Here is a 22,677-nt window from a genome sequence, read left to right as displayed (position 1 = left end):
TATACAGGCTTGAGCATCCTAGCGCAATCGGAAGTTGGCATAGCTGTCATACGGATATGCTTCGCATGCTGTCTGGGAGAGGGAACAAAGAGTATCATAGGCAGGAATGGAAATAGGACGGGATGGCAGACCGAATACCTGCAGCACCCGTTCGCCGAGTAAGGAACGAAGCAGTTTTTCGTCGGCACCCCGTTCGATCATGGCCTTCACCAAAAGCAACAAGCCGCTGAATCCGGGTATCCCGCTTGCGCCGGCCAGCTTATCGGCCAACGTATGTGGGGCATGATCGGTCTCTATCCAATCAATCCTCCCCTCCAGCAGGGCGGCAAACAGGGCGCTTCGTTCCGTTTCACTGCGTAACGGTGGATTCATCCGGGCACCAAGCGCAGCGTCCTTGGCATCGAGCATATTCAAAAGCACATGATGTGGGGTCACCGCACAACTGACACGCCTCCCCTTCTTTTTTGCCTGTTCGATACGATGCAGGGCTTCAGTCGAGCTGAGATGACAAACATGCAGGTGACCTTTGAAACCCGCTTCCTCTGAAAACCGTAGTTGATCAACCACGGAGACGACTTCCGCCTCCACCGGGCGGGCGAGACTGTGCGTACTCGCATCCTTCAAGTCTTCACGTTCACCATGCAACAACGATTCCTTCTCTGCATGGATGGCGACAACACCCTGATAATCAGCCTGCGCCAACCAACCATACACCGAACGTTGTAATTGCTCGTCAACCAAACCCATGTTGCCGGTGGAATGACCGGCAAACAACTTCAGCCCGATTACCTGGGGAAACAACTGCTTCGCCAAATGCACAACAGCGAACACCTGATCGCGGTCGGCACTCAAGCCTGCGAATAGATGATAGCGCATCGTAGGATTGGCAACCCTGGCATCCTCCAGGCGTTTGAGAATGAGCGATCGTTCGGTCAGCGGAGGATCTGTATTGGGCATATCGAAGAGTTCATCGATTCCGGCTTCCAATGCCACCTCCATCCCATGGGACAAGGTTTCCTTTGCTGCCTGCCGCCAATCACGCAGGTGTACATGTGGATCAATCATAGGCGATCAGCTGTGGTGCCTCCCGTGCCAGGTAGTCGTATTGCATGAACGTACCCCAACGACAGGTCAGTCTATCCCCGCAGGCACATTCTCCGCACATACCGATTCCACACAAAGTGGTGCGCTCCATTGAAAGATACAGCTTATCCGGTGCAACGCCCCGATCCAGAAGTTTGCGTGAGGCGATGGCCATGAACAATTCGGGGCCGATAAGATAACATGCCGTATCACCGACAAGCTCCAGTGAATCAAGCAAATCGAGGACACGTCCCGGTTTCCCCTCATCGGCAACACAGCTAAACTTCCCGTATACCGACAGTTCATCCTCGAGCAACGCTTTTGAGTCCACCGTCTCGCTGGTTCCGACCAAGATGGTCATTTTGCTTCCTTGGTTGCGAAGTTGCTCGGCAAGCGACGGTAGGACGGCGACTCCTGTCCCACCGGCAATCAGCAAAGCCTGTTCGGTGACCTCGTTCTCCAATTGGGCTCCGTACAATCCCCGAACATACAGCTTCTCCCCTACGGTGAGTTTGCAAAGCGCCTCACTGACTGGACCGCGTCGCTTGATGATGAAGGAAAGCGGCTGGTTGTGTGCAACCGAAAACGGTTTTTCCCCCAGACCGGGGATCCAGAGAAAAGCGAACTGACCTGCTTTGCAATTGAGCATCCCGTCCAAGGCGAGGATCACCGTATCCTTCCCATAGTGCTCAGTCTTGGTCACGATATGCTGCTCGTAGGCCATCTGTCGATGATCAATCAGATATCGGGAAGCTGCGTGGTCCGACTGAGGGAGTCCCTGTAATCGGCGCTGTGCCTCATCCTTGACGGCAGCCAGATAGTGAGGCCAGTTTCGTTGGTCCACTGTTCCCAGAGCAGAACCTATCCCCACGGCATCGGCTCCCGCTTCGATGAGAAGTGCAGCTTCCGAGCCGGTGGAAACCCCACCCATACCGATTACGGGGATGGCATCACCGCATTCCGATCGAATGGCCTTGATGGCTTGTAATGCCTGTTCGAACACCCATTGACCACTGCAGCCACCTTTTCCCCCGAGTTTGTTCTGCAGAATCGGTTGATTCGCCACCGGATCGATATGGACGATCGGCCCTACCGTATTGATGGCAACCAAACCATCAGCACCGCTGGCCATCACTGCTTTTGCAATGGCCCCAATATTCTCTACATTGGGGGTGAGTTTCACGAACAACGGGGCCTTGCAATCCTTCGTAGCCTCCTTGATGACGCGTACATACTCGGCGGAGATGGATTGGTCGCATCCGATGGACGAACCATATCCGACTGAGGCATGCGGACAGGAAAAATTCAATTCCACCATGTCGGCCACCTCATCGAAGGCCCGGACCAAGGTGATGAAATCCTCAATGCTGTTTGCAGAAAGGGATACGTTGAGCAGACAACGCAAGGCATGCTGTTCCCGCAATTGCCGCAACTCAAAGAGCGCCTGCTCCATGCCTGGATTCCGTAGTCCGACGGAATTACCGAAACAACCGGTCTGCGTTTCGCAGATGACCGGTTCACGGTTTCCCGGATTCCTTTCCACCTGAAAGCTCTTGGTCGTAATGATGCCCACGGCCTCAACCTTGGAATCAAAATAGGAAATGAGCGCAGGCTTGGTCGATGCGACCCCGCTTACGGTGGTCAAAAGCACCTCTTTCGTACGGTCCAAGTGCCGACAGGAGAGCTGAGCCAACACATTCATATGGCACACTCCGTGATCAGCATGCGTAGATTTGCTTCACACTGATCAAGCCAGTCATCCGGTGCCGCACCCTTTTTCCATGGATGGGTAAGCGCACTGGAACTGTTGATGCGGGCAAGTACAACAGGATATCCGACGCTTCGAAGTATCTGCATGACCTCAACGGCGCTTCCACCTTGGTTGCCCACCCCCGGAATGAGCAGTGGTACATGCTCATTTGCGTACAGACGTGCAATTTGCATCAGTTCCTGGGGGTTGGTCGCCCCAACGACGGCCCCCACACACCCTCGATTTTGATTGTAAGCGATGATCTGCCGGGCGACTTCCTCATAGACGGGCCTTTGGCTGTCCAGTATCAGATTCTGCAGATCCTTGCCCCCTGGATTACTGGTACGATTGAGAATATACACGCCCTTGTCAGTGAAATCGATGAAAGGTTGGACCGAATCGCTGCCCATATAGGGGGCGACCGTCACTGCATCGGATCGCCATACTTCGAATGCTTCCCGTGCATAGTTGAGGCTGCTGCGCGCAATATCCCCACGCTTGCTGTCAAGGATGAGCGGGATACCGGGGAAGAAATTCTCCACCATATCCAAAAGATCCGCCAACGCCTGGCTGCCGGAAAAATCATCCTCACGAGGATTGTCCAGACAGGCAAAATACCCAAGGTTGGGCTTGAACGCAGAAGGGATCAAACCCGAGAGGGCCATTCTGCGGAACAATTGCTGGAAGTGGGCATTGATGGAAGAGCGAAGATCCAGATCCGATGCCAAAAGCGTTTCCACCTGAGGATCCAGTCCCATGCATACGACGTTGCCCACTTCTTGGGCACTCTGCTGTAAACGTTCTTGATAGGTCATTGCCATGCTCCTAGTTGAAGGTCGGCATGAAGCCGTGTTTCTCGCCCCATCCGAAGGGATCTTCCCGCCATGTCCGAAGGAGCACTGCATCCTCGGATGAAATGTAGCCCTGTTTTTCTGCACTTCTGACCATCACGTCGTAGTCCAGGATGGTATGGAAATTACAGGCAGGGTCCAAGGCGGAAAAAGCCGAACGTGCCGTTTCAAACCCATAGGTGAAAATGGCCAAGGTATAGGGGCATATGCCACCGGCCTGCACCACCGCCTGTACCGCCTTGATGGAGGACCCCCCGGTTGAGATCAAATCCTCGACCAGCAACACCCGGGCACCTTCATAGCTTCCGCTTTGCCCCAGTCCCTCGATCTGCTGGCCAAGCCCATGATCCTTGCCGGCACTGCGCACATAGCTCAGTGGTTTGGAGAGCCGGTCCGCAAGGGTTGTTGCATGCGGAATGCCGGCGGTCGCTGTACCTGCGATGTTCTCAGGATCAAAGTCCAGACTTTTGAGCATCGCCTCGAACGCCTCTGCAATCAAGGCACGGGCTTGGGGTTGGGCAAGCAATCTCCGATTGTCATTGTAGATGGGCATGCGGTATCCACTTGCCCAGGTAAACGGATTCTGGACCTGGAGCCTGATGGCCCCCAAGCTCAGAGCCTGCTGCGCCAAACGCGGCCCGTACTCATTGGTAATGGTTTCAATACTCTTCATGGTTACTCCAGTCTACCCTATTTGTTCTTGCTCTTCCAGATTTCCTTGAAACTATGGTTTTTCCCACAATATGCACAGGCGAAATGATTGTCTTTGGTCCGATAGAACAACGCAGGCACCCCTTCGTGCTGTTCTGGATGCGAAATACATGCTTCATTGGTACAGGCCAAATCATCAAAATTATAAATCCTCGGCGGCAGATACAGCCTGTACTTCTTCGCCACCTTTCCATCCTTGATCAAATTGAGCGTACATCCCGGTGCCACCGCACTCAAACGTTTGAGATGTTTGCGATGCAGTTCATACGAACCGGGACGGAAGATGATTCCCTTGAACGTACCGGCATCTTTATGCCCGGTACTCACCCATTCCCCGCCCTTCTGCTCATCCAGACCCAGCACACTGCTGATCAGGCGCATATGGTTGCGGATTTCACCCGGGGCATCCCCTTTGAGAATATGATCGATGACCAAACCGTCATGGATTGGTTGCACACCTTCGCTCACCACTTTCTCACGTACTGGAAGGGAGGAGAGATCCACTTCCTGGATGTAATCCTCCTCCTCTTTTTCCTCCGGTCTTGCAGGAGGAAGGAAGTCGTTCCCAATCCTACCTGCTATCAGGGAGAGCAGTACAATGCGCACATACATGCCGTTGATCGACTGGCGCTCCCATCCGTTCAGTTCAGTCTCATCAAGGAAGGTCGGGATGGTCGGATTGACTTTGTGGCGGGGAAGTGGATGGTAGAACTTTGTGTTCGGTGCCAGCTTATCCATGAATTCCCGTCTGAAGGTGATCGATCGCCGCAATTCAGCCTGGCGTTGGAGTATCCGATCACCCATGCGCTCCAACTGGGGACGGGTGAAATACCACTTTGCCGCCCTATCCGGTTGTGCAAGGTAATCATCGATCGAATCGAAAAACCTGAGCTCATACCCATTTTCCAACATCCGCTGTACATAGGTCTCCGGCATGGCGAGTTCAGGAGGAGCAATGAGGTCTACTTTCACACGATTGAAGATTTTCAAACCATCAGCCTTGGAATGTACGGTGCGACCATGAAACAGATCACCTACCAAGGCTACATGCAAGGATTCGCTACTCCAGTCATTGTCCTCAAGGAAGGTGAATTCATCAAGCAACTCCTGCGTCGGATGCTCATGCTTTCCGTCACCTGCATTGATGAAGACCGGTTTTCGATACAGATGATTGCGCTCTGCATAGGAAGTACAGGTTTCCTCCAACCAGCGGCAAACCCCTTCGAGTTTGCTTCGGATGATGAAAATGGTATTGGCATACCCACTGAGAGTGTAGAATGTATCGGCATAACTTTCCCCCTTGTTGAAGGAGGAGCTGTCGCTGTTCAGTTCAGATACCTTTACATGATGGAAATTGGCTGCATTTCTGAAGGATTCCTTCGTTCGGGTACTGTCCTCGAGAAACACTTCATAGATGCCGAAATCCTTGTCATTGATGCGGAACCGCTCAAGAGTCTGGGTATCCTGCGTTTCCATGGCCCGTTTGAGCGTTCGCACCTGTTCGAAGAGATACATGCGTTCTTCCTTCGACAGATCCTCTATGACGGTCAACGATCTTCCGACGAACACGTTTTGTTTTTCCATCTTCACTCCTTCAAAAAAAAAGCCGGCCCTACGACCGACTTCCAAATGCAATGAATTGAGGGAACAAGCACCCAACTGGCAGGTACATGACAGTGTATCGTTTCCGAAGCATCGGTTCCCTCCTATTTTTTTCTTCTCAGTACCATACCAGAGTCATGTCACTCTGTCTAGAGTCACTGCTCTGTTTTTTTGCCGACTGCAGCTCCATCTTGTTCAATCAAGGACAAACTGTCAAGCAAGTCTTCCGAGGTATTGGATTTGGCCGAAGCAGATTCCTTCTCCTTCGGTTGCACAGGCATGGAGGAGAAAGTAAAACTGGGGTTCGCTTCCTTCGCCCAAGCCTCAAGACTGGAGAATTCTGCATGGGGGCCGAACGCCAGCACCGGCTCATACTGTTCTGAAGTGACTTTCCCGCGTGTCTTCAAATCCTGTTTGTACCGCTTGCGATACCAGGAAGTCGAACGTCGTCTGGCGTGATGCTTCCGCTTTTTGGATGAACTTTTGCCACCGGTGTACCCATAGCGGTATGCATAGGAACCATAGCCATATCCGTAGCCGTACCCGTAACGATACCCGGAGGTGGTTCCGGGGATGACGCCGTTGAACACGAATCCGATGAGTGGGGCGTTTGCCGTACGAAGGTTCGATACCAAATCGTAGAGTGAACCCTTGCTGGTTATACCGGCGCGTACAGTGATGATCAGGCCATCGACATGCTTGCTGATGGATAACAACTCACTTGCAGATTCAAGTGGAGGTGCATCGATGATGATGAAATCGTAGATCTGTCGCAAATATTCAATCCCTTGGATATACCGTGGATTGGAAAAAATGGCGGCAGGAACCAACGGGGCGTTACCTGGGGGCAGCAGATGGAGGGTGGGTACATTCTCAAAGGGTCTGATGATACAATCCTCGAGTTTGGTCTCCTTGGTCACAAAGTCGACCAATCCCACGCCCCTATGTTTCAGACGGAAGAACCGTTCCATACTCGGCAACCGGAGATCTCCATCAATGATCAGGACCTTGCTTCCCATCTGGGCCAGAGCCAGGGAAATATTCCCGATGATGGTGCTTTTCCCTTCGGCCATGGCACAGGAAGTAATGGAATACACCTTTTTGTTGCTCTTGTTGTAGAGCATGTTGGCTACCAGTTTGAAACGTTCCGATTCGAAGGAGAGCGGATCATTGTACACGGAAAGCGTTGGATACATATCGCTTTGGGAAACCTTCATCATCGGGATCCAACCGAGTACGGGAACATCCTTGCCTATGATCTTCTGAATTTGTTGTTCATTCTGAATGGACACATCCAACGTCTCGATTCCCAAGGTGAGCAGCAACCCGATGGCACATCCCAAAAGCAGGGCGACCGCAAGGATGAGGAGTTTGTTTGGACTTACCGGACTGAGTGGCAGGTTTGCTTGGTCGACGACGGTAACATTTCCGGTGACCGCAGCTTCACTGAGTTTGACTTCCTCCAACATTTCCCTGAGCTTCAGCCCGATGGCCTCGCTGATCTGCACATCACGCTGCAACTCGGAAAGCTTTCGTTCCAACACCGGAAGCTGGGATAATTCATTCACAAAAACTGCACCACGCTGTTCGAGCACCTTGATTCCGACCTCGGTGGTTAGCGCCTGTACGACTGCCTGAGTGTTTGCATCACTGGCGTACGAACGTGTCAGTACCGATACCCGGTTGAGCAGATCCTTGGTGACCTGGGAAATCGCACTGCTGATCACATAGGTACGGGAAGAAGAATCCATCCCGGTGGCGGGAGCGACCGTGGATGTGGCGGCATTGGCAGTCGGGGAAGTGAGTGACTCGTACATGGTCAATTCGGTCTTCCAAGCTTCCAAGTCCTTCAACTTGGCTGTTATTGTTGGGTCAGCCCGCAGTTGATCCAGCGTCAGGACCCCCTTCATTCCCGCGTCCTGCATGGATTTGGTATAGGAGTCGATGAAAACCATCGATTCCTTGAGTTGCAGTTTCAAGGGTTCAAGGCGCAATGCATAATAGGAAATCTGATTGACCAACAAAGAGCTCTTATCGGTCAATTGGATGATGTCGCTGTTCTCCCGGAAATCCCCCAGGGCATTGCTGGCCTGGGAAAGCGCGGCGTCATTGATGGGAATCTGCGATTCAATGAATTCCCGTTGGGCGGTCTTTGAATTCTTCGCAATACCGGTCAAAAGCTGGTCATAACTGGAAGCCAGCGCATTGGCCAGATCGCGGGCGAACTCAGGGCTCGCATCGGTGACCGATATACGTACGATATTGGTATCCTTAACCGTGGAAACGACAATTCGTTCCTTTACATTGCCCAACACGTTCTTGTCCCGGTAATCGAGCCCATCAGGATTATGGTACTTCGAGAGATCGAGGGTGCCCAAGGCAAACTCGATGTTCTTACGGCTGGTGATCAATTCGACTTCCGTTGCGATCTTGGTTGTGGAAGTAGAGACATCCAGCAATGATTCAAAGGTCGAGGAACGCTGAATGGGTTCCACCAGTACCGACACCTGTGATTCATACTGAGGAACGGCGATCTGCAGATACCCGATGGCAAGCCCTACGACCACGACCAAGCCGAGCACGAACCATCGGAACCGTTTTCGGAAAATGTGGAGCAACTCGGCAATCGAGATACCCTCTTCCCCTGCATCGAAGGCATTCATTGCACCCTGATATTCATCCTGCTGACTCATCTCACATCCTCCTACAGGGTCTTGGCATCAACGAGTATACTCACCACCGTGGCGACTATGCCAAGAATGGAGCTGACCAAACCGATTACGGCAACCGTAGGGGCGATATCCCTGACGAAGGTATCCTTCGCCACCGTAATGGTGGTTTCAGCAGCTATTGGTTTGCTGTTGTCCAGTGTATTTCCGCTCTGATCGGTAACCTTGATGGTAGTCGGATAGGCAGCATCATCGCTGAGCCCCCCGGCCAACGAAATGTAGTAATTCACTCCCTTGTCCGGCACATAAGCGAATACACCGGATCGGACCACAGCGCCGCTGACCGTCACAAAGCGTTGGTTGAATGGAATGATGAGCGTATCCCCGCCCTCCAACTTCATCGAGCCCTGTGCATCTGTTCCGTAAAGAATTTGCTGGGCCTTGATCGCGATGTGTTGTTCACCCCGTTCAATGTAAGCTCCGTCAAGGTCGCTGACCGTGAGCAGTCTTGCCGAGATCGCCTGCAGCATCTGCCGCAATGTCTCACCGGGATAAAATTGATAGAAGATACGACCTGAGGGATACCCCACCAAGGCAGTGGAGGAAAGTGCATCGTACGCTTCACTGGAAGCCACCGCACCTTCGATGGTGACACTGCTGATCACCGGTTCGAGTGTATCAACAACCACTTGGTCGAGATGCTGCAGAGTGAAGGATGGGTTGTTCACCAAGTCGACATACTGCGCACTCCAGGACCCGGTCTCGGAATTATAGCGTTGTACCCGAATTTTCTGTACATTACTGCCGGCAAGCACTCCGCCGCCATAGGAAGCGATCAACTTGGAAAGGTCATCACCCTCAGTCAGTTGATAGGTTCCCGGTTTATAGACGTTGCCACCAAGAAGCACCAATTTTTGCGCCCGAGCCAGGGTGATGACATCCCCGCTCTGGAGGAGTGGATCCTGCTTCAGATCACCTTTCCGCAACGCCAGATAGAGATCATATGCTTTGCTCGTTCCATCAAGATGCGTAATGGTCACCTTACGGTTTGATGCGTACGGAGTCGCAGCCTGCAGTACCTCGGAAAGCCGGGTAAGTCCCCATGCGGGAAGCACACGGGTTCCACTCACCTCTCCCACCACCGAAACAGTGAATGCACCAGTACCGGTGAACACCAACTGTGGGTTGGAATAACTATGATAGGTCTGGACCATGGACAGCAGATCCTGTCTCAGCTGCTGGTACGTGCTCCCCTTGCCGTCGATGGTGCCCAAACCCGGTATGGTCACCGAGCTGGTTTCATCGGCTTGGAGGTCGACGGTCACCGTCTTCAACCCATCCAGATACACCAGACGGAAGGTATCACCGGGGGTAACCGGATAGGCACCGCTGCTGATGGCGCTGAGGACCCGCTGCGGCCCTTCCGGCTGGGATTGCTCCTGGAGAAGGCCCAGCTGTTGTGCATAGCTTTGGATGGCCAACGGTTCAGTGATTGTTGCATTCTGTATGTCGTTGCCAAAAAGTGGAGAACGAACAACCAATCCTGCATTCTGGGCAAACACCAAGCTGCCGCACCATAAGACCACCAACAATAACACCATGAACGTAGTGTTTCTTCTCTTCATGCGATGAAATCCTTCATTTCTTCTGAGAATCCGAGCTCAATAGGCATAGTATGTTTCATATTACCATTATGTCATACGCCAAAACAAGCATCATTTGACACTTCCCTAAAGAAAACAACCTAAGCCCGAGATCACTACAACGTAACGTCTTGTTGCATGATTTGTGCAGAAAAAATACTAAAATAGTATCAGATGTGCAATTATTTCGAATCATTTCTAAAAAATGCAACATATTACATTTCATTCCTCATTTGCTTGTGCATTTTTATCACAAATTGTTGTATTTTGAGGTAAATATTAGATTTTTATCTCGATTCTTAAGTTTTCTAATTTTTTTTAAGCAAACTTTGAGCAATACCTATCTAATTGTTTATCAATATTGTTTTGACAGCTGACAAATCGTCTCGTATAATTTGAAATTGTTGAGGTTCTTCGAGTACTATCAACGTCATCACGCAATCTTTTTTTAAGGAGAGAATCATGAAAAAAGGTCTTGTTCTACTGTTGATCGTGCTGATGGTTTCTTCCTTTGCCTTTGCGCAGGGGACCAAGGAAACCGCCGGTTCGGCCAAGGCTGATGAGCCATTGAAAGTTGGCGTCATCTACATCAGCCCCCCGGGTGACATGGGCTATTCCTACATGCATGACCAAGGTACCATTGCCATGGAAAAGCACTTTGGTGACAAGATTCAAGTCATCAGGATGGAAGGAATTCCTGAGAATGAGAGCAGCGAGCGGGTTATGGAGAACCTCATCGACGAAGGATGCAAGATCATCTTCGCAAACTCCTACAACTATCAGCAGTACATGCTCAATGTTGCCAAGCGGTATCCCAATGTGTATTTCGAACATTGCTCTGGATACCTCTCCAATCCCAATATGTCCAACTACTTCGGAAGGATGTATCAGATGCGCTATCTCTCCGGCATGATTGCTGCCAAGATGTCCACTTCCGGCAAGCTTGGGTATGTCGGCGCGTACAACACTCCTGAAGTGGTGCGTGGCATCAACGCCTTTACCTTGGGTGCTCGTTCCATCAACCCCAAGGCGACGGTAACCGTCGTATGGACCAACACGTGGTTCGATCCTTCCTTGGAAAGACAAGGCGCCATCGCCTTGCTCGACCAGGGTTGTGATGTCATCGCCCAGCATCAGGACACCACCGAACCTGCCAAGGCAGCCATTGAACGCGGCAAGTACGCAATCGGCTACAATGCAGACTTCCGCGGCATGATCGGCGACGACCACATTTTGGTATCTCCGATGTGGAACTGGGGCAACTACATGATTCCTGCAGTCCAGAGTGTTCTGGATGGAACATGGAAGAGCCAGAGCTATTGGGGCGGTCTTGAGGACGATATGATCCACCTTTCCCCGATTTCTCCGTTGGTACCTGCTGATTTCGTCAAACAGGTCGAGGCAAAACAGGCAGACATCCATGACAAGAAGTGGGATGTGTTCTGGGGAGAGATCAAAGACAACACCGGCGCTGTTCGTCAGAAAGCCGGCGAGAAAATGAGCGATGAGGCAATGCTGACCATGGATTGGTTCGTGGAAGGCGTCATCGGTAAAGTCAAATAGTCACTTGATCCTATTGGATAGGGGCGGGCAACTGCCCGCCTCTACTTCATTCCTGGCAAATCAATTCCCGTTTTCCGGGGATACCTAAGCGGACAGAACATGAGCGTAACAAATACCGACGATACTCCCGTCGTGCGAATGGTCAACATCACCAAACACTTTCCTGGAGTACTTGCAAATGACCAAGTGAATTTGACCTTGCATCGTGGGGAGGTTCTCGCCTTGCTCGGTGAGAATGGAGCCGGCAAGAGTACCTTGATGAACATGCTGGTAGGGCTGTACCGCCCGGACAGCGGTGAAATCTATGTAAAAGGGAAACTGGCTGAAATCAACAGCCCCCAGGATTCCATGGGGCTGGGCATCGGCATGATCCACCAGGAATTCATGCTGGTCGGCAATATGAGTGTTGCTGAGAACATCATCCTTGGGATGCGGGACTTGCCTCTCATTCCTCCCATGGCTGAAATCAAAGAGAAAATTACGGAACTAAGCAAACGATATGGTCTTCAGGTCTATCCGGATAAAATCATCCAGGACCTTTCGGTCGGCGAACAGCAACGGGTTGAGATCCTCAAGCTCCTCTATCGCGGGGCTGACATCCTTATCCTGGATGAACCGACGGCTGTCCTGACGCCCGGTGAATCCCGAGATCTGAACGAAATCCTCAAAAAAATGCTTGCAGAGGGGAAAAGTGCCATCTTCATCACCCACAAGATGGATGAGGTTATGGAATTCAGCCATACCGTCCAGGTATTGCGAAGAGGCAAGAGTGTTTCCAGTTGCCCGACAAAATCCATCAAGCGCGTGCAGGATCTTGCCAACATGATGGTGGGCCGGGACATCCTCTTCTCGCTTGATCGAGGACCGTACAAACCCGGTGATATCAAAGTCGAGGCAAAGGATTTGGTCATTTTCCCCCAGAGTGGAGAAAAACCGATCCTCGACAACGTATCGTTTACCATCCATAGTGGGGAAATTCTTGGTATAGCAGGGGTGGCAGGCAACGGCCAGCAACAGTTGACCGAGGCTTTGACCGGCCTTTTGCGCGTCAACAGTGGTCATATCCTGCTCAATGGAGAGGATATGACCAACAAAACCCCGCTGCAGATCATCAAGCGCGGAGTCAGCCACATCCCTGCGGACCGAGGTCGGATGGGAGTGGTTGGTGATATGAGCGTCGGCGACAATCTTTCCATGAAGAAATACAGGACCGACGAACTTTCCAGTCACAGCATCATCAAGCGAAGCTGGGTCCGGAAGTTCGCCGACCATCTGATCGAGGCATTCACCATCAAGACTCCGAGCCAGGATACTTCGGTAAAATTCCTCAGTGGAGGCAATATCCAAAAAACGATTCTGGCCCGGGAAATCGACAGCTGTAAAGGGATCCTGATCGCAGTATATCCGTCCCGCGGGTTGGATGTAGGTGCTACGGAGGCAGTACGGCAAAATTTGATCAAGCAACGCGATCAGGGAAGCGCCGTACTTTTGGTCAGTGAAGAGCTGGAGGAACTGTTGATGGTCGCTGATCGGATTGCCGTCATGTTTGAAGGAAGGATCATGGATATTGTTGATGCACAATGTGCAACCACCGAACAATTAGGTATGCTGATGGCTGGGGTACGGAGGGAGGAAGCATGAGATTCGCCTTGGAAAAACGGGACTTTCGTTCCAAGAAGATGACGGTGCTCGTGCCAATCTTCAGCTTACTGGTCTCTTTCGTTCTGGGAGCCATTGTCTTGGGAATTTCTCAAGCAGACCCCATCAAAACGTATGCAGCCATGATCAAAGGTGCGTTTGGAAGTCAGATGAAACTGCAGTACACCATAGCAAAAGCGATTCCGCTTCTGCTATGCGGACTTGCCGTTGGTATTGCGTTTCGGTTGAAATTCTGGAACATCGGTGCTGAAGGCCAGTATATCAGCGGGGTCATAGGCATTACCTGGGTCATGCAATTCTGGACCTTCCTGCCAGAAGCATTGCTGCTTCCCGTCGGTATGATCGTAGGCATCCTATTCGGAGCAATCTGGGGAGGCATCCCCGGTCTGTTGAAAGCCCAATGGAGCGTTGACGAAACTTTGACCACCCTGATGATGAACTACATCATCATCGGCTATGCCGAGTATCTGTACATCAATGCATGGAAAGCCCCCCGTGGGAACATGGGAACGGTACTCTATCCGGAATCCGCATGGTTGCCGAGAATCTGGGGACGCGTGCACAGCGGTGTTTACATCGCACTTGTTCTCGTCGTGATATTATACTTTGTGCTCTACAAGACCCGTTGGGGTTTCGAGCTGAATATGATCGGCAAAAACCAACGCGCAGCCCAATGCCAAGGTGTGTCCATCAAGCGAAACATCATCCTTGCCATGCTGCTCAGTGGAGGAATCGCAGGACTGGCTGGAGTCATCGACTCGGCGGCGGTCACCCACCAATTGACCAAGGGTGTCAACTCAGGATATGGATTCACCGGCATCATCATCGCCTGGATGAGTGGGCTCAATCCCTTCGTTTCCATCTTGGTGGCCATGATCATGGCGGCCTTGGAAACAGGATCCGATGCCCTGCAGATCATGAAACTGCCTTCGGCCATGGGAGAAGTCATGCAAGGCTTGATTCTCCTTCCCCTCTTGGCGGGAAGCGTATTCACCGAATACAAGCTGATCGTCCGCAGCAAGCATAAGGAGGCTACCGCATGAACTTACTTGACTTTTTCACCCGTCTATTGGCAGCAACCTTGGCTATGGGCACTTCACTGACCTATGCAACGCTCGGGGAGGTCTACACGGAAAAGACCGGCATCCTGAATCTTGGAATGGAAGGAACGATGCTCATGGGGGCACTTGCAGGATTTGCCACCACTTTCAACACAGGGAACCTTTTGTTCGGCCTGATAATGGCCATGTTGGTTGGAGCCTTGCTTTCCTTGGTACATGCCTTTCTCTGTATTACCATGCGGGCGAACCAAGTGGTCGCCGGCCTTGCCATCACCATGTTCGGAACCGGTTTGGCGAACTTTCTCGGGCAACGTCTCGGTCCTGCTTCCAACGGTTACAACCTGACCGGCATGAACATCACTTCGAAATTCAGCAACATTGCCATCCCCGGCTTGAGCCAGATCCCGATCATCGGAGCCCTGTTCAATGTCAGCCTGCTTACCTATGCACTCTACCTTTTGGTCCCGTTCGCTTGGTTCTTCATGTACCGGACCAAGCACGGCATGGTGGTTAGGGCAGTCGGCGAGAACCCGAAAACTGCGGCAGCCATGGGTATTTCCGTCACCAAGATCCGGTATTTGTATACCGTCATCGGCGGCTTGTTCGCCGGCCTCGGCGGTGCCTGTCTCTCTCTGAGCTTCATTCCCAGCTGGAATGAGGGTATGACCGGAGGCAAGGGATGGATCGTCATCGCGTTGGTCATTTTTTCCACATGGAACCCAGGCCGCGTAGTGATCGGGACATTGGTGTTCGGTGGGATCACCAGCCTCCAATTCAGTTTGCAGGCAGCTGGTTTGAAGATGGTCATCCCCGCCCAGTTCCTGGGGTTCTCCCCCTATCTGATCACCTTGCTTGTCTTGACCGGCATGACGATCATCAACCAGAAGAAAAAGGGATCGTTTGCTTCCCCGGCAGCCTTGGGTACTGCATTTGCCATCGATGACAAGTAACGATCCATACAAGGGATTACATCAGGGGCCTATGGGGCCCCTTTTCTTGGCCTTGCATGCTCGCGGGGAAAGTTTTAGGATGCCTGTATGAAGAAAACCAATGCCATGCGTATCCTCGAAAGTCTGCAAATTCCCTACGATGTGATCAGCTATGCGTGGGATGAGGACCATCTTGATGCAGTACACGCGAGCCAGATGGCCGGTCTGGCACCCCAACAGGTATATAAAACTATCGTAATGCAGGACAGCGAGCGTCGGGTTTTCGTATTCTGCCTGCCCGCCGACTTCTCCATAAGCACGAAAAAAGCCAGGGAATTGACAGGGAGCAAGGATCTGGACTTGATCAAGTTGGATCAGCTCCAGAACCTTACCGGATATATCCGAGGAGGCTGCTCACCGCTCGGAATGAAGAAGCACTTCCCCACTTTCATCGAGGAAGTCGCCCAACTGGAGCCATATATCTATGTCAGTGCAGGACAGCGGGGTCTGCAACTGAAGATCAAACCCGATGATCTTGTGCGATCAGCTAATGCAATCTTTGCCGATTTCACCTAACGGTGTTTGGTATGACTGGTGAAGTACCGCCTCAGGCGTCTGGAAATACTCACGCTGACCAAGAACAAGAGAATCACCAAACCGGCGACCAACAAGCTGGTGGACCAACGCAGGGCGAAGTACCCTATCTGATAATGAGTAAGGCTCAGGTCGAACGCCGTACAGGATAGGAATACCACCACAAGAAATGCCAGCACCAGATCGGCGAGGGGTATCCGTTTGTTTTTCCGATTGCTGAACCATACCAGCATGAGTGCGCTGGTAGCAAACAAGCACGTTACAGCAGGAAGTGCAACCGGAACAAACCAGGTGAAATTACCCGCAAGCACCCAATTCAGGAAGGCCAAATACAGGTAAGGAGAAAGGATCAACCATGCCCATGCACGGTTTCCCTTCTTTCTCCAATATTTGGTGCTTGGATATACCACCACCATCCAAAACAAGCCCAGACTCGGAAGGACTATCAAGGACCAGGAAAGAACAAAATCCGCAAGATCCAGCCCCAATACCAGAATTGCCAGTACCGCACCTTGCAAACTTGCCTGTCGGCTGAAGGAATGGCTGGCCAGCAACCCAAGGCACAATGCAATGGTCGCCATGGCGATGCAGAACAAGGGAATGAATGATGCTCCCAGATTCCCTGACAACCAGAGAGAGAGAAAGACGGTCAATTCACTGACGATGGAAAGGGTGATAATCAATTCCACTATCCCTTTCCTTGTTTTATCCAAGCCTTTGCTTCCCCTGTTGGGAAGCGGTTTTGGGAACAAAGGGGGAGCCTTCTGCTCGCTCATTTTGGAAGGCAACAGTACTTCAGTTCCACACAAAGGACAGACGTCGGCGCCTTCTTCCAGTTTGACACCACATCGCACGCAATACGCCATACGTTACTCCTCCCTGTCCGGTTTACGGTTGGTCGACAGGGAAACCGAAATGCCATCCTCAACCAAGTGAGTGCAAAACCGACGTTCCAATTCGGTGTCGGTGTTGAGGAAGCTGGTGAAATTGACCACGATCGTATCACGATACCCTATTACCGCGGCGGCAACCTTGTTCATCAGCCCCGGGCTCAAATGGAAATCCATACGCAATACGGAATCTTCCAAGCATTGTGGGAGTGCTATTTGCCCCAGGTTGGAGATGACTCCTGAATATTGATCATCGCCCAGATAATCGGAAAGCAGCTTGAACAGGGGATTCTTCAGAGCATTGGGGGCGAATCGAATCAACGGATTCCGCTCTCCCCCGACATTCCGATGGATTTGGCTGAGCAATCGTTTGGTATCCTGGGCCATTGCCATCTGTAGATGCACTTCCTTAACTACCTCCTCGAAGGTAGAGAACCCCAAGGCGGGCTCGATGCCGATGACGGCGAACAAAGTGAAATTACGCATCGTATCATACCCGAAGATTCGACGAAGATTCATGGGCACGGACAAACGGATCGGCTTACGGCGTTTCCGCTGGGGTATTTCCTCTATCTGCAACTGTTCCAAGACATAGATATATACACTGGATAGGTATTCCCCGATTGTCACCCCGCGCGCTTTCGCCCGTTCCTTGATCTGACTGGTCTGTATGCTTGCACTCACCACTTTGACCCGGTCGTCATAGGTGCCGTTTCCTTTCCGGTGATAGGCTTTGCTGATCGAAGGATACGAGGGAAGTGTTTTGTCGTAAAGGTGCTGGAATGGGTCGCTGAACTCCTGGTTGCCCGGTCGACGGGAAAATATCAAGCCACCGGGAAATTGGAATTCCCCGATTCCGTCAAGCTGACAATATCGTTCCACCAGCAGCTTCAGGTAGGCGAGCGCGCCGCTTCCATCGGTCAGTGCATGGAAACACTCGATGGCGATGCGATGGTCGCTGTACAGCACCTTGAAGAGGTAACCGTGGTTTTCCTTGAATGAAAACCGTCCGCTCGGATATGCACCCTCCTCATGCACGACAATACTTTCTTCATTCGGAGAAAGATAATACCAGAAGAATCCTGTATGCAGACTCACTTTTGCATAGGAACAACGCTCCAGCATGTCATGCACGGCAAGTTCAAGTATCTCCTTCTTGATCGTTTGTCTCAGATCAAGGGAGATACGAAAGGTGTTCGCATTATAGAGTGCTTCGGTAGGAGGATAAATCAATGCTGAATTATCCAGCGCAATAAACCCTTCCGGAGCATGGTTCTGTATTCTCAGTTTCAAGGTTATTCGCTTTTCATCCCTCGTTTGTAGAACGGAGTCCTCACCAATTTTGCACGCTTACGCTGTCCATGGATCTCAACTTCCACAAGGGAACCGAATTTCAGGTCTTCCCTGCGCTCGATCATAACGTAGGCACAGAAAATACCAAGGGTAGGACTCTTATTTCCACTGGTCACATATCCGATATCGGTATCTCCGAGAAACACACGATATGCATTGCGGGGCACCGCTTTGTCAAGCATTTCTATTCCTCGTAATGTCCGAGGAACGCCATGCTCCTGTTGTGCAAGCAAGGCTTCCTTACCGCAGAAGTCTTGTTTATCCAGTTTCACAAACACCCCAAGATTGGCTTCCAGTGGTGTAATCGTATCGCTGATCTCATGACCGTACAGTGGGAGTTTTGCCTCCATGCGCAAGGTATCCCGACTTCCCAGTCCGCAAGGGATCAGGCCGAATGGTTTTCCCGCTTCCAAGAGGGTGTCCCACAAGAGCGGACCATCATCGGCGGCACAGTAGAGTTCAAATCCATCCTCACCGGTATACCCGGTTCGACTTACCAAGGCCATGACTTCCCCGATCTCACATTGGCTTCTGAAGGTAAAGCTTTTGATCGCATCGCAATCACTGATGAATTGTTCGAGAATCTGCACAGCCAACGGACCTTGGAGTGCCAGTTGTACGGTCGCATCGGAGAGGTCGACAACCTGTGGACAGACACCGGCGTGAGGATTGTCGGTTTTGATCCACGCCAAATCCTTTTCGATGTTGGAAGCATTCATGACCACCAGAAAGGAGGATTCGGTCCGGCGATAGATGAGCAAGTCATCCACCACCGTCCCGTTCGGATAGCACATCATGGTGTACCGGCATTGGCCCACCTGCATGTCGGCAATACTGTTGGTACAAAGGTAATCGAGATACCGGTCTGCCTCCTCCCCGCTGACCAGACATTCACCCATATGGGACACATCGAACAGGCCGGCTTTTGTGCGGACAGCCTCATGTTCACCAAGAATACCCGTTTCGAATTGTACCGGCAGTTCCCAACCTCCGAAATCAATGAGTTTGACTCCCGGGTAGGTGCTGTACCGTTCATACAATGGTGTGCGTTTCATTTCCCGTCCCCCTATTATGCGAGTGCAATCATCTCAATCTCGACTGCCACATCCTTGGGAAGCTTGGCCACTTGGACGGCGGATCGAGCAGGAAGAATGCCTTCTCCAAAATAGGAAGCATACACTTGGTTGACCTGGGCAAAGTCATCCATGTTTTTGAGGAATACAGTGGCTTTAACCACTTTGGAAAGATCGGTGCCGGCTTCAGCCAATACCGCCTTCAAATTTTCAAATACCTGTTTCGCCTGGTTGGCGGCATCGCCACCCACCAGTTCATTGGTCTTCGGGTCCACCGGAATTTGTCCGCTGGTGAATACGAACGGACCTGCGATGACAGCCTGACTATAGGGACCGATGGCCTTTGGGGCCTTGTCTGTATCGACTTGTGTCTTTTTTAATTGAAACATCATAATGAATCATTTCCTCCTATGAATAAGATACCCTTTGGCAGATACTCTTGCAAGGTGTATCGGGAGGTTGTATCGTATCGTCATGCAGACCATGATCATTTATGCAAGTCCCCGCAAAAGCAGCAACAGCACCACATTGGCCCATGCATTCATGCAAGAGGCTCAAATGCACGGTGCCATACAGGAAGTGTACCTTAGAAATACCAAACTTGAACCTTGCAGGGCGTGCAAATGGTGCAAGGAACATCACCGATGCCTGATCACTGATGCAATGAACGATTTGGTTGTGCAATTCAAGGCGAGCAGCAGCATCTGCTTTGCCACTCCGGTTTATTGGTGGGGGGTTTCGGCACAATTGAAACTATTCATCGACCGGTTGTACCAGCTGGAGCCAGCGGATTTTACAGGGAAGCGTTTGTATGTCATAGCCACCGGTGAAGATACACTTGATGGCGTGCAATATCGCTTGATCAAGGAACAATGTGAGGCGATCTGCAGCTACACCGGTATGGAATTTGCCGGGTATCTACCCGTTTGCGCCGGGAATGACAACCCTGCCGGCGAAAATAGTCAAGCTTTGGAGTCTGCAAAAGCACTGTTCAAAGCAGAGTAAGCAATTCTTCGGTGCTTCTCGCAATGGCCAGCATGGAATCTTCCTTCTGCTGTCCTTTGGGAAAACCAAATCCATAATCCACTGCAATGAAACTCACCCCGGCTTGCTGGGCTCCCACTTGGTCATGTACGGTATCGCCGATCAACACCGCTTGGTCGGCTGGGACCGTGAGATCCTGCAACACGTTTTTGATGATGTCCGCTTTGGAAAGGCGGGATGCGGAATCAGCTCCTCTGATGGAGTCGAAGAAATGTGCAAATCCAAAATGTTCCATCATCTGATTGGCCAAGGGTTCCAGCTTGAGTGTCCCGACCGCCAAGAGATATCCCCGATCCTTGAGGCTTTGCAGGGTTTCCTTCATACCGGGATAAGCAAAGGCGTTGAATCTTCCCCGTTCATCATATTCTTTCCGATAGAGCTCGACGGCCTGTTCAATGAGCGAGGGATCAAGATTATATACATTGATGAAACATTGATTGATGGGAGGACCGATGAATTTGCTCAGTTGTTGGGGATTGTTTTCCGGGGGCAAGCCGAGTTGCTGCACGGCCACATTGGCAGTGGCAAAAATTCCGGGAGACGTATTCATCAGGGTTCCATCAAGGTCAAAAATGGCAAGTTTGAATTTCATTCCTGCACCATATGCAATATTTGCGTATGAATCAACCCATTCGAGGCGACTACGTCACACCTGCTGTCCACAAAAGGATATCGTGAATCCGCAGGTTCGACGACTCCTCCTGCTTCTCTGACCAATATGGTACCTGCTGCCATATCGTAGTACCCCAGACACAGTTCGTAATACCCGTCCAGTCTTCCGCATGCAATGTAAGCGAGTTCCAGTGCACAGGAACCGAAGGAACGGAAATCGCTGGCAGCGAGAAACAGGTTCTTTGCTTTTTCGAAATAATCATCGACCAACTCATGCCTTCTATGCGGAGGCACACATACCAACAGCGCCCTGGATACGTCGACAACAGAGGAAACGGTGATCGGTTTCCCATTCAAGAAAGCTCCCCGGCCGTCACTTGCCCAGAAGAGCTCGCTTTGGCGCGGGTTGAACACCACGCCTACCAGAGGGTGATACGGCTCAAGTTCCCATGCAATGCTGATCGTATAATTGGGTACGGATCGGAAAAAATTGGTAGTTCCATCGATCGGATCAATGATCCACCGGCCGTTGGTCTCATCACCACTATTGCCGGTTTCTTCCCCAAAGATTGCATCCAGTGGAAAAAGTTTTTTGATATGCGAGATGATCAATTGCTCACAGGCTTTGTCGGCTTCGGTGACAAAATCATTCTCTTTCTTGCTGTGTACTGCAATTTCATCCGCTGATCCAGCATCAAGCACGTAAGAGCCTGCAAGCTTCGCAGCTTGCAGGGCCACGTCAAGATGGCTTGCAATGAGGTCGGGTATAATCATCGTATGCGTTTTCTCTCCAAAATGCGTTCACCCAGATTTATGACATATTTCCAATCGGAGGAAGAGAATTCGTCCGCACGAATGGCTTTTTCCTCTGCATGGTAGAGACTTCCGGAAGGGGTGTATCCCAGATACAGTGCATTCCACACCTGCTTGCCTTGAGCATACATGATTGCACCAATATTGTTCTTCCTATCCCAAGCACGGAGCATATCCCCTTTGCCTGCCATCAGAACAACAGTAAGATCGATGCCAGGAATCGTGAACATCTTGTCTTTGTTGTCTGCCATTTGTGCTTGACGGGCCTGTTCAATCAGAGAAGAGGTACCCATCAACATCTGCGATTCAGCTGTTTTACAGAACTCAAAGAATACATTTGCAGTATTATCTTTAAGCTTTCCGAGAATCTCCTTGATTGTGGAAGGTAGACTGCCATCGAAGGAACTTTCCATTTCCTGCAACTGGATGACAGGTGGAGTAATACTTTCCTTTTCAACCGTCTGTGGAGTATTTGCTCCAGTTTTTGCGACGGTATCTGCAAGGATGAACCGGGGACGGCTGCAACAACCGGGATCCTCCAGTGGATCGTCAAGCGGAATCGGAAGGGGCTTTTCCTTCTCCTCTTGCTTCGGAGGCATCGCCAACCTGATATCAGGATGGAACGGCTTCTCCTCTACGGGAACCTCTTGCTCTACGGGAACCTCTTGCTCTACGGGAACCTCTTGCTCTACGGGAACCTCTTGCTCTACGGGAACCTCTTGCTCTACGGGAACCTCTTGCTCTACGGGAACCTCTTGCTCTACGGGAACCTCTTGC

At 51.3% G+C, this 22,677-nt stretch carries 20 protein-coding genes; 6 read left to right on the top strand and 14 right to left on the bottom strand.

Annotated features, from left to right (window positions below; genetic code table 11):
• Positions 1 to 18: 18 nt before the first annotated feature.
• The 7 genes from AB7C91_RS03745 to AB7C91_RS03715 all read right to left on the bottom strand — a co-directional run bounded on the left by AB7C91_RS03745 (position 19) and on the right by AB7C91_RS03715 (position 10,291).
• Positions 19 to 1,065, bottom strand: coding sequence for a dihydroorotase (locus AB7C91_RS03745; protein WP_428589322.1), 1,047 nt, complete (start codon positions 1,063 to 1,065; stop codon positions 19 to 21).
• A complete protein-coding gene (locus AB7C91_RS03740; protein ID WP_332446908.1) occupies positions 1,058 to 2,785 on the bottom strand; it encodes a dihydroorotate dehydrogenase in 1,728 nt (575 codons plus the stop codon). The genes AB7C91_RS03745 and AB7C91_RS03740 overlap by 8 nt, the downstream gene beginning before the upstream one ends.
• On the bottom strand, positions 2,782 to 3,648 hold the full coding sequence (pyrF, locus tag AB7C91_RS03735; protein WP_332446909.1) for an orotidine-5'-phosphate decarboxylase: 867 nt from the start codon (positions 3,646 to 3,648) through the stop codon (positions 2,782 to 2,784). Before pyrF ends, AB7C91_RS03740 begins: the two co-directional genes overlap by 4 nt.
• Positions 3,649 to 3,658: 10 nt before the next feature.
• Positions 3,659 to 4,357, bottom strand: a complete 699-nt coding sequence (pyrE, locus tag AB7C91_RS03730) for an orotate phosphoribosyltransferase (RefSeq protein WP_332446910.1) — start codon at positions 4,355 to 4,357, stop codon at positions 3,659 to 3,661.
• Positions 4,358 to 4,374: 17 nt separating this feature from the next.
• Complete coding sequence (locus AB7C91_RS03725) at positions 4,375 to 5,979, bottom strand: bifunctional aspartate carbamoyltransferase catalytic subunit/aspartate carbamoyltransferase regulatory subunit (RefSeq protein WP_332446911.1); 1,605 nt, start codon at positions 5,977 to 5,979, stop codon at positions 4,375 to 4,377.
• Positions 5,980 to 6,152: 173 nt separating this feature from the next.
• Positions 6,153 to 8,690 (bottom strand): GumC family protein, encoded by a 2,538-nt coding sequence (locus AB7C91_RS03720; protein WP_332446912.1) that lies wholly within the window; start codon positions 8,688 to 8,690, stop codon positions 6,153 to 6,155.
• A gap of 11 nt (positions 8,691 to 8,701) precedes the next feature.
• Complete coding sequence (locus AB7C91_RS03715; RefSeq protein ID WP_332446913.1) at positions 8,702 to 10,291, bottom strand: polysaccharide biosynthesis/export family protein; 1,590 nt, start codon at positions 10,289 to 10,291, stop codon at positions 8,702 to 8,704.
• A 480-nt stretch (positions 10,292 to 10,771) separates the two neighbouring features.
• Here AB7C91_RS03715 and AB7C91_RS03710 point away from each other — a divergent pair, with 480 nt between their 5' ends.
• The 5 genes from AB7C91_RS03710 to ybaK all read left to right on the top strand — a co-directional run bounded on the left by AB7C91_RS03710 (position 10,772) and on the right by ybaK (position 16,097).
• The gene (locus tag AB7C91_RS03710; protein ID WP_332446984.1) at positions 10,772 to 11,872 is read left to right on the top strand and encodes a BMP family ABC transporter substrate-binding protein; all 1,101 of its coding nucleotides are present in this window, start codon (positions 10,772 to 10,774) and stop codon (positions 11,870 to 11,872) included.
• Positions 11,873 to 11,971: 99 nt separating this feature from the next.
• Positions 11,972 to 13,513, top strand: coding sequence for an ABC transporter ATP-binding protein (locus AB7C91_RS03705; protein WP_428589314.1), 1,542 nt, complete (start codon positions 11,972 to 11,974; stop codon positions 13,511 to 13,513).
• Positions 13,510 to 14,574, top strand: coding sequence for an ABC transporter permease (locus tag AB7C91_RS03700; protein ID WP_332446982.1), 1,065 nt, complete (start codon positions 13,510 to 13,512; stop codon positions 14,572 to 14,574). The genes AB7C91_RS03705 and AB7C91_RS03700 overlap by 4 nt, the downstream gene beginning before the upstream one ends.
• Positions 14,571 to 15,542, top strand: a complete 972-nt coding sequence (locus AB7C91_RS03695; protein WP_332446981.1) for an ABC transporter permease — start codon at positions 14,571 to 14,573, stop codon at positions 15,540 to 15,542. The genes AB7C91_RS03700 and AB7C91_RS03695 overlap by 4 nt, the downstream gene beginning before the upstream one ends.
• Before the next feature lie 87 nt (positions 15,543 to 15,629).
• The gene (gene ybaK / locus AB7C91_RS03690) at positions 15,630 to 16,097 is read left to right on the top strand and encodes a Cys-tRNA(Pro) deacylase (RefSeq protein ID WP_332446980.1); all 468 of its coding nucleotides are present in this window, start codon (positions 15,630 to 15,632) and stop codon (positions 16,095 to 16,097) included.
• On the opposite strand, the gene AB7C91_RS03685 is transcribed toward ybaK, so the two are convergent.
• From AB7C91_RS03685 to AB7C91_RS03670, 4 genes are read right to left on the bottom strand one after another with little or no spacing between them, the layout of a single operon-like run.
• A complete protein-coding gene (locus tag AB7C91_RS03685; protein WP_428589310.1) occupies positions 16,094 to 16,981 on the bottom strand; it encodes a hypothetical protein in 888 nt (295 codons plus the stop codon). The two genes, ybaK and AB7C91_RS03685, sit on opposite strands and share 4 nt — an antisense overlap.
• Before the next feature lie 3 nt (positions 16,982 to 16,984).
• Positions 16,985 to 18,298: a hypothetical protein gene (locus AB7C91_RS03680; RefSeq protein ID WP_428589307.1), complete on the bottom strand. Its 1,314-nt coding sequence runs from the start codon at positions 18,296 to 18,298 to the stop codon at positions 16,985 to 16,987.
• Positions 18,299 to 18,300: 2 nt separating this feature from the next.
• Complete coding sequence (gcvT, locus tag AB7C91_RS03675) at positions 18,301 to 19,413, bottom strand: glycine cleavage system aminomethyltransferase GcvT (protein ID WP_332446977.1); 1,113 nt, start codon at positions 19,411 to 19,413, stop codon at positions 18,301 to 18,303.
• 14 nt (positions 19,414 to 19,427) lie between these two features.
• Entirely contained in the window at positions 19,428 to 19,823 is a 396-nt protein-coding gene (locus AB7C91_RS03670; protein WP_332446976.1) for a RidA family protein, read from the bottom strand.
• Between the two features lie 82 nt (positions 19,824 to 19,905).
• Here AB7C91_RS03670 and AB7C91_RS03665 point away from each other — a divergent pair, with 82 nt between their 5' ends.
• The gene (locus tag AB7C91_RS03665; protein ID WP_428589303.1) at positions 19,906 to 20,436 is read left to right on the top strand and encodes a flavodoxin family protein; all 531 of its coding nucleotides are present in this window, start codon (positions 19,906 to 19,908) and stop codon (positions 20,434 to 20,436) included.
• Here the strand turns inward: AB7C91_RS03665 and AB7C91_RS03660 are convergent.
• The 3 genes from AB7C91_RS03660 to AB7C91_RS03650 form a co-directional block, all read right to left on the bottom strand.
• Entirely contained in the window at positions 20,423 to 21,067 is a 645-nt protein-coding gene (locus AB7C91_RS03660; RefSeq protein WP_332446974.1) for an HAD hydrolase-like protein, read from the bottom strand. The two genes, AB7C91_RS03665 and AB7C91_RS03660, sit on opposite strands and share 14 nt — an antisense overlap.
• Positions 21,064 to 21,861, bottom strand: coding sequence for an inositol monophosphatase family protein (locus AB7C91_RS03655; protein ID WP_332446973.1), 798 nt, complete (start codon positions 21,859 to 21,861; stop codon positions 21,064 to 21,066). The genes AB7C91_RS03660 and AB7C91_RS03655 overlap by 4 nt, the downstream gene beginning before the upstream one ends.
• A partial coding sequence (locus AB7C91_RS03650; RefSeq protein ID WP_428589299.1) for a hypothetical protein occupies positions 21,858 to 22,677 on the bottom strand: 820 nt, incomplete at its 5' end. The genes AB7C91_RS03650 and AB7C91_RS03655, both read right to left, overlap by 4 nt.

Origin of the sequence: Sphaerochaeta sp., from assembly GCF_050256055.1 — a bacterium.
Lineage (GTDB): Bacteria > Spirochaetota > Spirochaetia > Sphaerochaetales > Sphaerochaetaceae > Sphaerochaeta.
This window is presented reverse-complemented; position numbering and strand designations above follow the sequence as displayed.